12 protein-coding genes are annotated in these 15,432 nt (G+C 55.2%); 4 read left to right on the plus strand and 8 right to left on the minus strand.

The annotated features are described in order from the left end of the window. Positions 1 to 7: 7 nt before the first annotated feature. From AACY09_RS13215 to AACY09_RS13240, 6 genes are all read right to left on the minus strand, one after another. A complete protein-coding gene (locus tag AACY09_RS13215; RefSeq protein ID WP_339488602.1) occupies positions 8 to 226 on the minus strand; it encodes a formate dehydrogenase subunit delta in 219 nt (72 codons plus the stop codon). Next, the gene (fdhF, locus tag AACY09_RS13220) at positions 223 to 3,099 is read right to left on the minus strand and encodes a formate dehydrogenase subunit alpha (RefSeq protein ID WP_339488603.1); all 2,877 of its coding nucleotides are present in this window, start codon (positions 3,097 to 3,099) and stop codon (positions 223 to 225) included. The genes AACY09_RS13215 and fdhF overlap by 4 nt, the downstream gene beginning before the upstream one ends. Then, entirely contained in the window at positions 3,096 to 4,655 is a 1,560-nt protein-coding gene (locus AACY09_RS13225; protein WP_339488605.1) for a formate dehydrogenase beta subunit, read from the minus strand. The genes fdhF and AACY09_RS13225 overlap by 4 nt, the downstream gene beginning before the upstream one ends. Beyond that, positions 4,649 to 5,131, minus strand: coding sequence for a formate dehydrogenase subunit gamma (locus AACY09_RS13230; protein ID WP_339488607.1), 483 nt, complete (start codon positions 5,129 to 5,131; stop codon positions 4,649 to 4,651). Before AACY09_RS13230 ends, AACY09_RS13225 begins: the two co-directional genes overlap by 7 nt. Positions 5,132 to 5,575: 444 nt before the next feature. Continuing rightward, positions 5,576 to 6,832, minus strand: a complete 1,257-nt coding sequence (locus AACY09_RS13235) for an OprD family porin (protein ID WP_339488608.1) — start codon at positions 6,830 to 6,832, stop codon at positions 5,576 to 5,578. Positions 6,833 to 7,580: 748 nt separating this feature from the next. Beyond that, positions 7,581 to 8,483, minus strand: coding sequence for a bestrophin family protein (locus AACY09_RS13240; protein WP_339488609.1), 903 nt, complete (start codon positions 8,481 to 8,483; stop codon positions 7,581 to 7,583). A 333-nt stretch (positions 8,484 to 8,816) separates the two neighbouring features. Here AACY09_RS13240 and AACY09_RS13245 point away from each other — a divergent pair, with 333 nt between their 5' ends. The 3 genes from AACY09_RS13245 to yghX all read left to right on the plus strand — a co-directional run bounded on the left by AACY09_RS13245 (position 8,817) and on the right by yghX (position 10,586). Beyond that, a complete protein-coding gene (locus AACY09_RS13245; RefSeq protein ID WP_339488610.1) occupies positions 8,817 to 9,005 on the plus strand; it encodes a metallothionein in 189 nt (62 codons plus the stop codon). 132 nt (positions 9,006 to 9,137) lie between these two features. Next, positions 9,138 to 9,623: an MgtC/SapB family protein gene (locus tag AACY09_RS13250; protein WP_339488612.1), complete on the plus strand. Its 486-nt coding sequence runs from the start codon at positions 9,138 to 9,140 to the stop codon at positions 9,621 to 9,623. A gap of 72 nt (positions 9,624 to 9,695) precedes the next feature. Then, positions 9,696 to 10,586 carry a YghX family hydrolase gene (gene yghX / locus AACY09_RS13255; RefSeq protein WP_339488614.1) on the plus strand — a complete coding sequence of 297 codons (891 nt, stop codon included), beginning with the start codon at positions 9,696 to 9,698 and terminating at the stop codon, positions 10,584 to 10,586. A 3-nt stretch (positions 10,587 to 10,589) separates the two neighbouring features. Here yghX and AACY09_RS13260 read toward each other — a convergent pair whose 3' ends face one another. Then, the gene (locus AACY09_RS13260; protein WP_339488616.1) at positions 10,590 to 11,330 is read right to left on the minus strand and encodes a substrate-binding periplasmic protein; all 741 of its coding nucleotides are present in this window, start codon (positions 11,328 to 11,330) and stop codon (positions 10,590 to 10,592) included. Positions 11,331 to 11,711: 381 nt separating this feature from the next. Here AACY09_RS13260 and AACY09_RS13265 point away from each other — a divergent pair, with 381 nt between their 5' ends. Next, complete coding sequence (locus AACY09_RS13265; RefSeq protein WP_339488618.1) at positions 11,712 to 12,737, plus strand: NAD-dependent epimerase/dehydratase family protein; 1,026 nt, start codon at positions 11,712 to 11,714, stop codon at positions 12,735 to 12,737. Positions 12,738 to 12,907: 170 nt separating this feature from the next. On the opposite strand, the gene AACY09_RS13270 is transcribed toward AACY09_RS13265, so the two are convergent. After that, a complete protein-coding gene (locus AACY09_RS13270; protein WP_339488620.1) occupies positions 12,908 to 15,277 on the minus strand; it encodes an efflux RND transporter permease subunit in 2,370 nt (789 codons plus the stop codon). Positions 15,278 to 15,432 lie beyond the last annotated feature (155 nt).

Here is a 15,432-nt window from a genome sequence, read left to right on the forward strand (position 1 = left end):
GCGTGCGTCAGTTTAGCGCTGGCTCAGTCAGCGCCGCCTGAACCAAGGGGTGCAGCGCCTCCCCTTGGTGTTCGCGCTGCCAGGCGCTTAATTCATGACGCATGGCCGGTGTCCAGAAGCTCTGCATGTGATGCCGGACACTGCGCACCGCCAGCGCCGTATCGGGTTCGCTGGCAAAGAACCGGGCAATTTGATTGGCCATTTTGATCAGACTTTCAGTACTCATTTACCCACCTCTGCTCGTGAAGCAAGGCGACGTTGCTTGTGCAGCCGTTGTTGCTCATCACTGAATGCCTGATAGCGCTGCTGCCAAGCAGAGGGTTGATTTACATGCACCACCTCGACTGCTGTGACCTTGTATTCCGGGCAGTTGGTCGCCCAATCAGAGTTGTCAGTGGTGATCACGTTGGCGCCTGACTCAGGGAAATGAAAAGTGGTGTAAACCACGCCCGGAGCGACTCGCTCGCTGACCTTGGCACGCAGCACCGTTTGCCCGGCGCGGCTGCCGATGCCCACCCAATCATCGTCACTAATGCCTCGGCTCTCGGCATCGGCAGGGTGGATTTCCAAGCGATCTTCTTCGTGCCAGGTCACGTTTTCAGTGCGACGGGTCTGGGCGCCTACATTGTATTGGCTGAGAATCCGCCCGGTAGTCAGCAACAGAGGGTAGCGGCTGTTGACCTTCTCATCGGTAGGGATGTAGCCGGTGAGCATAAAACGCCCCTTGCCCCGAACAAACTGGTCGATATGCATGGTGGGGGTGCCCGTTGGTGCCGCATCGTTGCATGGCCATTGCAGGCTGCCATGACGGTCAAGTTCAGCATAATTTACCCGGCTGAATGTTGGTGTCAGACGGGCAATCTCATCCATAATTTGTGCCGGATGCTGGTAATCCATTGGGTAACCCAGGGCATTGGCTAATGCCATTGTTGCTTGCCAATCGGCCTTGCCCGCCAGTGGTTCCATTACCTTGCGCACCCGGTTTATCCGCCGTTCTGCATTGGTGAAGGTGCCATCTTTCTCCAGGAAAGAACTGCCCGGTAAGAATACATGGGCAAATTTTGCCGTTTCATTAAGGAAAATGTCCTGCACGATAATGCATTCCATCGCCGCCAAGGCAGCCGTCACGTGCTGGGTATTAGGATCGCTCTGGGCGATATCCTCTCCTTGGCAGTAAAGCGCTTTGAAGGTGCCGTCTAGTGCCGCTTCGAACATATTTGGAATGCGCAAACCCGGGTCTGGCTGCAGGGTGACATTCCACGCTTGCTCAAACTCACGACGCACGGCCTCGTTGGAGATATGGCGATAACCGGGCAGCTCATGGGGAAAGGAGCCCATGTCACATGAGCCTTGCACGTTGTTCTGTCCACGCAGGGGGTTAACCCCAACGCCTTCACGGCCGATATTGCCGGTGACCATCGCCAAATTGGCAATCCCCATGACAGCCGTACTGCCTTGGCTATGTTCGGTAATGCCTAATCCATAATAAATGGCGGCGTTACCGCCAGTTGCATAGAGGTGTGCGGCGGCGCGTATCTGTTCAGCCGGCACGCCGCAGACCGGGCCCAAAACCTCGGGTGCGTGTTCGGCCTGGCTGACGAAGTCGCGCCAGCGGGCAAAGTCGGCATCCTCGCAGCGCTCGTCGACAAAGCGCTGGTTGACCAGATGCTCGGTGACTATGACATGGGCCAAGGCATTGAGCATGGCCACGTTGGTGCCGGGGCGCAGTTGCAGGTGCAGTTCCGCCCGGGCATGGGCAGAGTCGACCAGGTCGATGCGCCGAGGATCAATGACTATTAACCGCGCGCCTTGACGTAACCGACGTTTAAGTTGGGAGCCAAACACCGGGTGGGCATCGGTTGGGTTAGCGCCCATCACCAGTATCACGTCAGCTTGCATGACTGAATCGAAATTCTGGGTGCCTGCGGATTCTCCCAGGGTTTGCTTCAAGCCATAACCGGTGGGCGAATGGCAAACCCGGGCGCAGGTGTCGACATTGTTATTACCGAAGGCAGTGCGCACCAGTTTTTGCACCAGATAGGTTTCTTCGTTGGTGCAGCGGCTAGAGGTAATGCCGCCGATGGAATCACGCCCGTATTTGAGCTGAATACGGCGCAGTTCACTGGCCGCGTAGCTGACCGCTTCGTCCCAGCTGACTTCCTGCCAGGGATCGTCGATATGCTTGCGAATCATCGGCTTGGTGACGCGATCCGGATGGGTTGCATAGCCCCAGGCAAAGCGACCCTTTACGCAAGAATGGCCGTGGTTGGCGTGGCCGTTTTTATCCGGAACCATGCGCACCAGTTGATCACCCTTCATTTCCGCCCGGAATGAGCAGCCCACACCGCAGTAAGCGCAGGTGGTAATAACGCTGCGTTCCGGTTGACCCAGCTCGATCACGCTCTTTTCCATCAGCGTGGCAGTCGGACAGGCCTGCACGCAGGCGCCGCACGATACACACTCAGAATCAAGGAAGTTATCACCCCCCGCAGCCGCCACTCGGGCATCGAAGCCACGGCCGGTGATTGTCAGGGCGAAGGTGCCCTGGGTTTCCTCGCAGGCGCGTACACAACGGTTACAGACGATGCACTTGCTGGGGTCGTAGTCAAAGTAAGGATTGGAGAGGTCCTTGCTCTCATTCAAATGGTTGGCGCCTTCGTAGCCGTAGCGCACCTCACGCAGTCCAACCTGGCCCGCCACGGTTTGCAGCTCGCAATTGCCATTGGCCGAGCAGGTCAGGCAATCGAGCGGGTGATCGGAGATATACAGCTCCATCACATTACGCCGTAGCGTCGCCAGCTTGGTTGATTGCGAGCGCACCACCATGCCTTCAACCACTGGTGTGGTGCACGAGGCAGGGTAGCCACGCATGCCGTCGATTTCCACCAGGCACATGCGGCAGGAACCAAAGGCTTCCAGGCTGTCTGTGGCGCAGAGTTTGGGAATGGTTGTGCCGAGCAGCGCCGCCGCACGCATAACCGAGGTGCCAGAAGGCACGCTTATCTCACGGCCGTCGATAGTCAGGCTGACCTGTGTTTCGCTGTGGCGCTCAGGCGTGCCGAAGTCGATATCGTGCTTTGGATCGAAAACAGTAATCATAAGGTGGCCTCCGGGGCGGCCAGGCCGAAGTCGGCAGGGAAGTGCCTGAGGGCGCTGGATACGGGGTATGAGGTCATGCCACCGAGTGCGCAAAGTGAACCATATTGCAAGGTGTCGCAGAGGTCCCCTAATAACTGGACCTGCTGCTCGCGGTCGGCAGAGGCGGTGCTGGCGATAAGTCGATCCAGCACTTCAACACCGCGGGTCGAACCGATCCTGCAAGGGGTGCATTTACCGCAGGATTCCTCGGCGCAAAATTGCAGGGCAAAGCGCGCCATCTGCGCCATATCCAGGCTATTGTCAGCCACAACCACGCCTCCGTGACCGAGCATGGCCCCGACAGCGGCCAAGGCTTCATAGTCCAAGGGTGTGTCGAATTGTTCAGGTGGTACCCAGGCACCCAAAGGGCCACCAATTTGTACGGCTTTTAATGGTCGGCCACTGGCTGTGCCACCGCCGTAGTCTTGTATCAGCTCTGCCAAGGTGAGACCAAAGGCGCGCTCGACCAAACCGCCATAACGCACATTGCCAGCCAGCTGAAAGGGCATGGTGCCTAATGAGCGTCCCATGCCAAAGTCGCGGTAAAACTGCGCGCCTGAAGCCATGATCACCGGTACTGACGCCAGCGTGAGCACGTTGTGGACCAGGGTCGGCAGGCCAAACAAACCCTGCAGAGCTGGCAGTGGTGGTTTGGCACGCACCACGCCGCGCTTGCCTTCAAGCGACTCAAGCAGGGCGGTTTCCTCACCGCAAATGTAGGCCCCTGCGCCAACCCGGACCTCTATCTCGAAGTCACGCCCGCTGGCGCAGATATCATTGCCCAGATAACCCGCCTGCCGAGCGATTAACAGTGCCTGGTTAAGCATACTGATCGCGTTCGGGTACTCTGAGCGTACGTAGATATACCCTTTGTTCGCGCCAACGGCGAGACCGGCTATGGCCATGCCTTCAATCAATAAAAACGGGTCACCCTCCATCAGCATGCGATCGGCGAAGGTGCCGGAGTCGCCTTCGTCAGCATTACAGACAATGAATTTCTGCGCCGCGTTAGCTTCACGCACCGTTCGCCATTTGATGCCCGCAGGAAAAGCTGCGCCGCCGCGGCCGCGCAAGCCTGAGTCAAGCACGGCAGTCACGACATCGCCGCCATCCATGCCGATAGCCTTGGCTAACCCGTTAAAGCCTTGATGGGCCATATAGTCGTCCAGCGACAGTGGCCGGGTAATGCCTGCCCGTGCGAACAAAAGGCGTTGCTGGCTCTTCAGGTATGGAATGTCTTCAACCAGACCCAATGCCTGTGGAGGGTGCGCGTGATCAGCGATCAAGGCATCAAGTAAAGCAGGCACATCATCGCGAGTGAGTGGGCCGAAACCGAGGCGTCCCTTATCACTTTCCAGTTCCAGCATAGGTTCAAGCCAGTACAAGCCTCGGGAGCTGGTGCGCTGCAGGTCGATTTGCAAAGCGCGGCGCTCGGCCTCTTGCGTCAGGGCGTGGGCAAGTTCATCCGCACCCACAGCGCAGGCGGTTGAATCACAGGGCAGAAATAGCTTCAGCATGCGCCATCCTCCAGGCAGCGGTTCACCAGTTCTGCCATGCGCTCAGGGGTAAGGCGCGCATGCAAACGACCATTAACTTCCATGGCTGGCGAGCACGCACAGGCGCCCAGGCAGTAAACCGGCTGCACACTGACCTGACCATCGACACTGATGCCCTGTGCGTCTAATCCAAGTCGTTGGCTGAGCTGCTTGGCTAATCCCTCGGCACCCATGCTTTGGCATGACTCTGCCCGACACAGCCTCAGGCTATGGCGCGGAGGTGGTGAGCGTCGAAAATCGTGGTAGAAACTGATCACGCCCTGCACTTCGGCCTGGCTGAGATTAAGCGCATGGGCGATATCAGGCACAGCTGTATTCGGTATATAGCCTGCATCTTGCTGAATGGCATGGAGAATAGGCAACAGGCCACCCGGGGTGTTCACTTCCCGGGCAAGGACGCTTTTAATGAGGGGCAGGTGGAGAGATTCAGCAGGCATAAAAGGGACCTCGGCATCTCGAACACACTGAGTTCACGGACCCGTTGTTCGGAGTTTTGGCGGTGGCTTCACGCACGCGTGATCTGACAGCGCGCCATCAATGCCCTTCGGCCGGGTATCTTTAATGCACCTGATCCGGGGGCAGGGATTAAGCTTGCCATTGCCGCTGACCGGCGGTAGCGCCTGTACGACTTTGCACATCCTGAAAGCGACTTGTTGCACGCCTGACAACCACAGCTGAGGCATTTGATGCCCGGTGGTGTGTATAGCGTGATGTCGCGGATCTAAACGCGCAACCAACAGGATAAAGCTTAGCTGTGCGCGCAGGTTTCGCCATCGGCGCGGCGTGCAAAGGACAGCCATGGCCCAATAGGCACGACTGCAGAAGAAGGGTAGGCGTGAATGCTGCGCCGGGATAGGAGCTCCCGACGCAGTTTTGGCCGTTTAGAGAATGCTCAGCGGGTATTCAATAAAGGCACGGACTTCGTTCAGATCAGGGCCGACGTCGTTGCTGGCGCGGTAAATCGAGTTACGCAAACGAAACGACAGGTCTTTGGCCGGGCCGTCTTGGAGCACGTAACTGACCTGGTTGAAGATTTCGCGTTCAGTGCCGTCACTGCCAGTGCCGCTGTCGATGTTGTCACCGCGAACATAGGCAAACTTGTAGCGCAGGCCGGGCACGCCATATTCACTGAAATCCAACTCGTAACTGGCTTGCCATGAGTTTTCATCTTTCAGGTTGAAGTCGGAATAATAGGAGTTAGCCAAATAAATGGTGCTACCACCGTCGCCGTAGTCGTAGGCATAACCGGCATCACCCGAGCTGCGCTGGTGAGCAATGATAAATGCATGTGCACCAAGGCTGTACTTGGCGGCCAAGCTCCAGATGTTGTTGGCGTCACCCGTGCCATCACCGCCGAAGTCTTGTGCGGCAACCGAGCCGTCGTCGTAGTCGGTGTGATAGAGGTTGAAGTCGAAGTTCAGTGCCTGCTCAGCCGATAACGCAATGTTGTAGTTGAGATTTGCGTAAGACTTTTCGAATTCGTCCTCGACATCCGAGTAGTAAAGCGCAGCGCTCAGATTCTCATTGAAGGCATAGCTACCACCTGCCACATCAATGCTTTTCAAGTGGTTGGGGTCGCGTGACGGCTGACCCATCGGGCTGTCGGCAGTAAAGCGCCCGGCATTGAGTACCAAGCCTTCGATTTCTTGGCTGGTGACCAAGGTGCCGGTAAACGACTGCGGCAACAGACGGCTATCGTCATAGGCCAGCACCGGCAGAGAAGGGAACTGGTTGCCGTATTTGATCACGGTATTGGACAGGCGGACTTTGACCGCCGCGCCAGCCTGTGAGAGGTCATCGACCGGGCGTCCATCACTGTCAGTGTCGAACATCGCGCTGTAGTTACGACCCCGGCCACTGTCCAGCTTGATCCCCAACAGGCCGAAGGCATCGACGCCAACGCCTACGGTTCCCTGGGTAAAGCCTGACTCGAAGGTTCCGATAAAGCCCTGACCCCAGGTTTTAGCGTCGTTGACGCCGTCTTTGTAGTCCCTATTGAAATAGGTGTTACGCAGTAGAACATTCAGGCTGCTGTCTTCGACAAAGCCTTTCGATTCTGACTGCTCGCTCGCGAAAGCACCGGTAGTCCCCATCGCGCTGCACGCACAGGCGATTGCGATTAATTTTTTGCTGAACATAGCTGCTCCTAGCGATTTTCTAATAGTTGTTTACAGGTGTTGGCCGCCCATCTTCCTGAATCAGGCCGATAGGAGAACGCATAAAAGGCAGGGGTAAAGGCTAAATAAATCGTTTTGTAAGCTGTGTCGTTCGTTGCGACGGCAAATAAATAACATTCATTCAAGCAACGGCCTATTCGATGTGCGTGATAGTTACTATCAATCTTTGCAATGACCAGGCCGATCCGATTGTCAGTATTCTGAGCTGGATGAATTACAAACCTGCATTGCTTTGCATCAGCAGTGCAGTGCTCCTTCATCAATCCTTTGGATATTTTGACCGCCTTTTTTAGGCGGTCTTTTTTCATCTAAATCAGATGGTTGCAGTTTTAATAAATTGTACGGTGTTTGAACTAATTCTTAGATGGCAAAGGGTGTTCGATAATCGCCATAAAAGGCTATTACCCCATTGCTTTGTTAAGGCTACATATGTTCATGGTATTAATATTCAGGGTTGATCTTCCTATTACGCGTTCAAATATGTACCCACTTTCAGACGGCTGACTGTATTGAAAGCAGGCACATTTACCCTGCGGGTTCAACCGGTGCAAGTGTGCTGTTCATGGCTTCTACATGTTTGCCACTGCTTGGGAACCTCTGAAAAACTACTGCGCTAGGTATTACTGCGTTAAAGACAACACTAGATGCAGATTTACAGTGCGCAAATTCCGCTTTTTCGCAGTTTTTTGCCTTGTTCGCCCGTCGCCCGCTACCTTTTCCAGGGAATCCCTTGCTCGCCACAGAGCGCATCACGCTGCATCGATTGCAGGTTCCTCTCAATGGTTTCGCAGATGCTTTCCATCTGGATCTGATGCTCGCTATTGTGAAACGGGCTTTGCAAGTCAGTGCCTATTTGTTCAATAGCCAGCAACATAAAACCCACCACCGTTGATGCAAGTGGTGTGAACCAGCCTAACGATTCGACCAGCCCTACCGGGACAATCAGGCAAAACAGCGAAATAAACAGCCGGGGAAAATATACATAAGGGTAGGGCAGCGGTGTGTTGGCGATGCGCTCCATGCCGCCTTGGCTGTTAGACAAGTCGACCAAGGTTGATTCCAAACGCGCCAAACGAATGCTGTCCAGTCGCCCAGCCTTGTATTCCCGAGCCAGCAGGGCGGCCGAGCCGTTGAGAATGTCGTTGGCAAAGTTATTGGTGGTGCCGCAGCGGGCAAACTCAGCGCTGGGAATAAATGCCCGCACCTCGTCAGGGCAAGGTTTGCCACGTAGATGCGCTGCCAGGCAATTCACATAGGCAACATGGCGGCGCAGCAGGGTTGATTTCATCGGATTGACTTCGCTGCCCGGGTCATCGACCAACGTCAGAACTTGGCGGGCAAAGCTGCGCGAACTGTTGACCATGGCCCCCCACAAAGTCCGAGCTTCCCACCAACGGTTATAGGCACTGCTATTACGAAAGCTGATGAGCACGACCAAGGCTGAACCCAATAAGGTCAAAGGCATCAACGGCAGTTTTATCTTGTTCTCCAGAAACAGCATAAAGTCCACAGTGACTGCGATATCCCAGATCAATAACCAGAACAGTGACCAGCCGACGTAGCCCAGAGTTTTGATAATCAGACGGTATTTTTTGAGCAGGGCCGCTTTCAAATGGAAACCTCAGGTGAGTGATATGCATCAATGCAATGCTCTAGCTCGGACGCTTCAAGGCAGGCAATGGTTCGGCTGCTGCGCAAAATCAGGGTCGCAATAGCCTGCCGGTCCGCACCAAGGTTCGATATCTCGTCGTCGTAATTTCGGTTTTTCGCACGGCACAACTGGGGCTCGGCGACTGCGGACGTGTTCATCTTTAGTAACAACTATTCACAGATGCTGGCGCGTTAGAACTATTCTTAGCTTCAAATACTCTCAATTTGGTGCATGCGTTGTTTTTTGAAAGCAACTAAAAGCAACGCTGTTAATTCCATTGCGGAGGAATCAAGCATGCCGACTAAAACCTGCTCCTGCCCAAACTGTAACTGTGAAGTTGACGCAAACGCTTTATCCCGTGACGGGCTCGCCTACTGTTGCGCAGCTTGTGCACAGGGCCACCCTGACGGAATGGAATGCAGAAAGCCCGGCTGCGGTTGCACTGAAAGTGCACAACCCAGCTCGGAGGCTGATGAGCGCTAGCATGCTCATGCGTAGGGACAACTGCTCAGTGTTTACGCCCTACAAGCCTGACTTCATCGTTTTCCCGCTCTGCAGATGTGCCAGGTCACTGCTGCTTAAGCGTTACCAAAAATAATAAGAGCGAGATGAACGATGGGTGTTGTTGAACGTATTTTGCTTACCTTGCAAGAGGAGTTCTCCGATCTCGGTGAGGTCGAGCGGCTTACAAGGACGGCTCTGCGCCTGTTACTCGCCATAGTGCTAGGCGGAGGCTTGGGCTATGAGCGAGAAGTCACGGGGAAAGCGGCCGGGATACGCACCCATATGCTGGTGTGTGTCGGGGCGGCACTGTTTGTGCTGGCGCTGGAGCAAGAAGGTGCTGGCGAAGACGCATTGAGCCGGGTCATTCAGGGTATTGCCTCTGGAATCGGGTTTCTGTGTGCGGGCACTATCCTTAAAGGCCACAGTATTTCAGACGTCAAAGGCTTAACCACAGCAGCAGGACTCTGGTCTGCCGCAGCCATAGGTGTAACGGTCGGTTTAGGGCTTGAAGCCACCGCCATACTTGCAACGCTGATGACGGTATTGGTGCTGCATGTGGTGCCGACCTGGCTTGACCCAAAGAGTAGTCAAAAGTGAAGGTGATCCGACTACGGCCCAGTTGTCCGATCAATTATCAGCTATTAGCCAATTTCAAACAGGAGCAAAGGGATGGCCCGACTAACCGCTAACGATTTTTCTCCGCAATTACTTGAACTCTACGATTTCTATGCGCATGGAAAGATAAGCCGAAGGGATTTTCTTGAGCGTGCCGGGGCATTCACCGCCGTCTGCGGCCTGACGGCCAGCGGTATCTTGGCCGCCTTGAGTCCCAACTATGCGCTAGCACAGCAGGTGGAATTTACCGACCCGGACATCGTTGCTGAATACATCACCTATCCATCGCCCAATGGCAACGGCAGTGTGCGCGGCTATCTGGTTCGCCCAGCCAACGGCACCGGCAAGCGTGCTGCGGTAGTGGTGGTTCATGAAAACCGCGGGCTCAACCCCTATATCGAGGATGTTGCCCGGCGCGTTGCCAAGGCTGGCTTCATTGCGCTGGCGCCGGATGGATTAACCTCAGTTGGCGGTTACCCGGGCAATGATGAGAAGGGCAAGGCGCTACAGGAGACTGTTGACCCGAAGAAACTGATGAACGACTTCTTCGCGGCCATCGAATGGCTTATGGATAACCCACTCACCACCGGTAAAGTCGGTATTACCGGTTTTTGCTATGGCGGTGGCGTGGCCAATGCCGCTGCTGTTGCGTATCCGGAACTGGCGGCTGCCGTTCCGTTCTACGGGCGCCAGGCCGATATCGCCGATGTGCCGAAAATCAAGGCCCCCTTGCTGCTGCACTACGGTGAACTGGATACGCGCATCAACGAGGGCTGGCCTGCCTATGAGAAGGCATTGAAAGCAGCTGACAAGACGTATGAGGCATATATCTATCCGGGTGCCAACCATGGTTTCCACAACGACTCGACACCGCGCTATGACGAAGCCGCTGCCAACCTGGCGTGGGCCCGAACCTTGGAGTGGTTCCAACGCTATTTGGCCTAGAGCTTAGGGCTGTTCGTAGCGACGTTGAATACGTTCCAAGGTGCCCGTAGCGCGCAACTGTTCCAAAGCACTGGCCCAAGCGGCTACGAGCTTATCGTCAGTGTCCAGGCTGAAAGCAATATAGAGCGATGCACGATACAGCTCGACTGGAACCTCGCGCAGCGTGCCGGGGGCAATGTTCAGGCGGCGGCTGTAATAAGCCACACCCGCATCAGTGTCGCCAACGATGATTTCAGTGCGTCCAGCCAGCAGCATTCTATAGAGTTGCCGGCTGGTAGCTGCGCTCTTATCGAGGTTATTGAAACCCTGCGCCTGCAATACCTCGGGCACCAACCCCGCGTGGCGTGTGGTGATTTGCGGTGCACTCAACAGTTGCTCTAAAGAGCTCACCGGTCGCGGTGTGCTTGCCAATTGGTAAGCATGAATGGACTCTTGCGCGATAGGGCCAACCCACTTGTAAAGCGACTCGCGCTCCGCCGTGCGGAACATTGAGTACATGATTGTCTTGGGCCGCGTATTGAGCACGTGCGTGGTCCGCATACTTGGCAAAACCACCACCTTAAAGTCATCAGCGGTCACTGCCATAATGGCCTTTACTATTTCAGTGGCCATCCCGGTCAGCTTGTTGTTTTCCTGGTAGTTGTAGGGTGCCCACTCTTCGGTAACGATCTCATACTCCTCGGCCGGCGCTAGGGTGCTTAGCGTCAGGCAGAGCAGCGTTAAAATCAGTTTTGAGTGATTCAAGAGGGTGTGCCCAGGAAGATTTGCAGCTCTCAGCGCTACGATAGATACCAAGATTAAGACAAGCATAGACACTGATAGGTTTCTGGCCCTTGCGTAAATGGCGCATGCATATTGATAGGCCGAACCTTTACAGGCTGTGCACCGACAGCTGCCTGTGATTGAAGCCAGCCCATTCTCTTGCTCGCCGACTCTTCGATGGGCAGTCAGCAAGTTCGTCAGCCTTTAGGTTTAAGCAGGCTGGCGCGTTTTGATGGGAAGTTGGCGCTGAATGTATAATTTGCGCCCGTCAGTTCAATCAAGCTAGGCCTGCGATCCAAGGATCGCCTAATTCTAAAAATAGTACGTTGAGCGACTGCCTTGAGCAAGTTGCAGGGATCTCTTATGACGGATGCAAAAATGCCCGTTGGTGCAGGGGGACAAACCCCAGAAGTGCCTCGCTCGGTGTTTATCACCGGCGCAAATGGCTTTATTGGCAAGGCACTGCTCAAACGCTACAAGGCGCTTGGCGCGCAAGTTCGCGGGATGGATCTGTTTGCCGACCCGGAAAATGATGTGGTTGCCGGTGATTTGACCCAGCCGCAGCGCTGGTCTGAGCATGCCAAAGGCTGCGACCTGTTCATCAATACCGCTGCTGTTGTGTCGTTGGCTGCGCCGTGGAAACTCTACCGTGAAGTTTCAGTGCAGGGCGTGCGCAATTGCCTGAATGTCGCGATTGCTGGCGGAGCGAAACGCTTCGTGCAGATATCTTCAATTGCTGCCCTGGGCTGGCAATACCCTGAACTGGCCGATGAAAGCTGTGATGTGGTCATCGGTGACCACTATCGTTACGGCGTGGCCAAAGGTGCAAGCGAACATGTGGTGCTGGCCAGCCACGCAGCGGGCGAAATTGACTGCACCATTGTGCGGCCTGGTGATGTTTACGGCCCCGGTTCCCGGGCATGGTTGGTTGAACCTCTAAAAATGGCCAAGGCCGGTGCGTTGATGCTGCCCAATGGCGGCAAGGGTATTTTCACCCCGGTCTATGTCGATGACCTGCTCGACGGCATTATGCTGGCAGCGGGCCTCGACCAGGCGCGCGGGCATATCTTTCACCTCAGCAGCTCAAGCCCTACAACCTGCAAGGAATTCTTCGCCAATCACTGGCGCTGGGCAGGACGTGCGGGTGCGCCTCGCACAATGCCGTTGTCTGTAGCTGCAGCGTTGACCCGATTGATCTGGAAGTTCAACCAGCTGTTGAAGATCGATAGCGAAATAACGCCAGATACCATGTATATGTTTGCCCGAACGGGTGATATTTCCATAGCCAAAGCACAGCGTCTGCTGGGATATGAACCAAAGGTGTCTTTGTCGGAGGGGTTGCGCCGTTCTGAAGAGTGGTTACGCGTAACTGGGCAGATCACAACTTAATCCCCTCAGACGTAAAGCAAAAAGGGCAGCCAGTGGCTGCCCTTTTTGCATGTGCTGTTAGGTGAAATAACAGTCGAGCGGATGACTATTTCCACCTGACATTGGGCGCGATTAGTCTCATCGCCTTGTCCTAGAACGCCCGATGTGCTGCGTCGGGCGTTCTAGGTCTGTCAGCGTGTGCTTTTGTTAAACATCAGCAGCGAGGCGAGGGCGGGCATCAATAGCAAAGCGCCGACCATGTTCCAGAGGAACAGCAGCACTAAAAGCAGCCCCATATCGGCCTGGAACTTAAGCACCGAGAAAGACCACGTCGCCACGCCCAAGGCCAGTGTGATTCCCGTGAATGCCACCGAAGTACCGGTGGTCTTCAAGGCTTCGAAGAATGCGGCCTGATATTTCAAGCCTTGATGCAGAAAGCCTTCGATGCGGCTGTACAGGTAGATTCCGTAGTCCACGCCAATACCTACACCCAGGGCGATAACCGGCAATGTGGCGATTTTTACACCCAGGCCCATTTTTGCCATGACCGCTTCGCAGAGTACCGTCGACAGGTACAACGGTGCCATCAGGGCGAAGGTGACTTTAAGCGACCGAAACTCCCACAACACCACTAAACTGATAATCACGAACACCAGAATCAACATGGTTTTTTCTGAGTGTTGAATGGTCATGTTAGTGGCCGCTTCAATACCCGCATTACCGGCTGCCTGCAGTATCTCGAAGTCGCCGGTGTCGTAGCGCTGGTTGAACGCATTGACTGCATTGACCACTCGGGTGAGGGTTTCGGCTTTGTGATCCGCCAAGTACAGGCTGATCGGCGCGACGCTGCAGTTGGGGTCAACAAACTCTGATGCGACGTTGGCGCGCGCGTTGTTCATGACATATTGGTCGCGAGAAAACTCACCCCACTTCGGGTTGCCCTCGTTACGCGCGAGGATGCCAAAGCGCATCATCTGGTACAGCGATTGTACCGATTCGACACCCGGGACTTCGCGCATGTGCGATTCGAACTGATTGGCCAGGTCGGCCGCCGCATACCGCGAGCATTGCTCGGCTGGGGTCTTGAACATCACCACATAGACATCGGTACTGGTGGTGTAGTGGTCGAGCAGGTAGGCGTTGTCCTGATTGTACCGGGACTCAGGACGAAACTCTGGTGCGCCCTTGTCCAGGTCACCAATTTTCAGGTCTTGGCGTGCGTAGTAACCAACACCCAGTAAGATCAGGCTGATCATCACCAATGCCGTTGCGCGACGTGGCTGAACAACAGTGGCCAGCCGGCTAAACAACGGCCAGGATGATTGGCTGCGTTTGTGTTGCTCGCGCAATCCCTGTGGGCTCACCCCGACATAAGACATCAATACGGGCAACAAGAACATTTTGGTGAAGATGGCCACGAACACGCCGATGCTCGCGGTAATCGCCAACTGCTGAATAACGCCAATATCAATCACCAGCAAGGTGATGAAGCCGACAGCATCCGCCAATAACGCTGTGGTGCCGGGTATGAACAAAGCACGAAAGGTGCGCCGCGAGGCATCGATGGGGGTCACGCCTTGGCTCATCTCGCTCATCATCAAGTTGATGTTTTGCACTGCATGACTGACGCCAATGGCAAAAATCAAAAAGGGCACCAGAATCGAATATGGATCGAGGCCATAGCCGAGCAGACTGAGCAAGCCCAATTGGCATACGACTGTCAGTAAGCAGGTCATTATGGTCACTGCGGTACTGCGCCAGCAGCGGCAGTAGGCATAAAGCAGCACGGTGATCAAGCCGACGGTGAGGGCAAAGAACAAAGCGATATCAGTTGCTGCGGCCAGCAGGTCACCGATAATTTGCGCAAATCCGATCACTCGCACCGTCACGCCTTGTGCCGCAAAATGCTCACGCACTTGCTTTTCCAAGGCTTGGGTGAGGGCGCCGTAATCCAATGGTTTGCCGGTTTCCGGATCGCGTTCGAGCAATGGCACCCGAATGATTGCCGAGTGGAAGTCATTGGCGACATAGCTGCCAATCATGTTGGCGCGCTGGATGTTACGTCGCACCTGCTCAAGGGATTCGGCGCTGCCGTCATAGGTATCAGGGATCACCCGGCCTGCACGTAGACCTTCGGTGGTGACTTCAGACCACAAGGCATTCGGCGTCCACAACGACTTCAGATTACTGCGGTCGACGCCCGGTATATAGAAAACCTTGTCGTTAACCTCACGCAGAGTTTCGAGAAACGCTTTGGTGACGATGTCGCCTTTGGGGTTCTCTACCAGCACGCGCAATACATTGCTTTGTGGTCTCAGTACGTCTTCAAAGGTGTGATAATTGGCAATAAATGGATGGCTGCTGGGAATCATCCGACTGAAACTGGCGTCGGGTCGCAATGAGAGGGCGGCGATACCCAATATCGCTGTTGCGACTGCGAAAAATCCCAAGACCCAACCACGATGCCTGAATAACAGGTTTTCGGTGACGCCTACGACGCGTTGCATAGTGCTGGTTTTAACAGGCGCGCTTGGCTTGCCCGGATGCAGAGGGACGTTCATAGCGCGGGTTCCTTGAAGGGGCTTGAGGGCAAGACTTGCAGACCAGCAGCGCCGATCAGCAATAGCTGCCCGGCACTGGTTTGATTGACGATGCCTGAATAACAGGTTTTCGGTGACGCCTATGACGCCTATGACGCCTATGACGCCTATGACGC

Origin of the sequence: Pseudomonas sp. EL_65y_Pfl2_R95, assembly GCF_963971045.1 — a bacterium.
GTDB lineage: Bacteria > Pseudomonadota > Gammaproteobacteria > Pseudomonadales > Pseudomonadaceae > Aquipseudomonas.

Bases quoted from the DNA above. Each gene is read 5' to 3' on its own strand.
- AACY09_RS13215 (WP_339488602.1), bottom strand. From the start codon at position 226: ATGAGTACTGAAAGTCTGATCAAAATGGCCAATCAAATTGCCCGGTTC.
- fdhF (WP_339488603.1), bottom strand. From the start codon at position 3,099: ATGATTACTGTTTTCGATCCAAAGCACGATATCGACTTCGGCACGCCT.
- AACY09_RS13225 (WP_339488605.1), bottom strand. From the start codon at position 4,655: ATGCTGAAGCTATTTCTGCCCTGTGATTCAACCGCCTGCGCTGTGGGT.
- AACY09_RS13230 (WP_339488607.1), bottom strand. From the start codon at position 5,131: ATGCCTGCTGAATCTCTCCACCTGCCCCTCATTAAAAGCGTCCTTGCC.
- AACY09_RS13235 (WP_339488608.1), bottom strand. From the start codon at position 6,832: ATGTTCAGCAAAAAATTAATCGCAATCGCCTGTGCGTGCAGCGCGATG.
- AACY09_RS13245 (WP_339488610.1), top strand. From the start codon at position 8,817: ATGCCGACTAAAACCTGCTCCTGCCCAAACTGTAACTGTGAAGTTGAC.
- AACY09_RS13250 (WP_339488612.1), top strand. From the start codon at position 9,138: ATGGGTGTTGTTGAACGTATTTTGCTTACCTTGCAAGAGGAGTTCTCC.
- yghX (WP_339488614.1), top strand. From the start codon at position 9,696: ATGGCCCGACTAACCGCTAACGATTTTTCTCCGCAATTACTTGAACTC.
- AACY09_RS13265 (WP_339488618.1), top strand. From the start codon at position 11,712: ATGACGGATGCAAAAATGCCCGTTGGTGCAGGGGGACAAACCCCAGAA.
- AACY09_RS13270 (WP_339488620.1), bottom strand. From the start codon at position 15,277: ATGAACGTCCCTCTGCATCCGGGCAAGCCAAGCGCGCCTGTTAAAACC.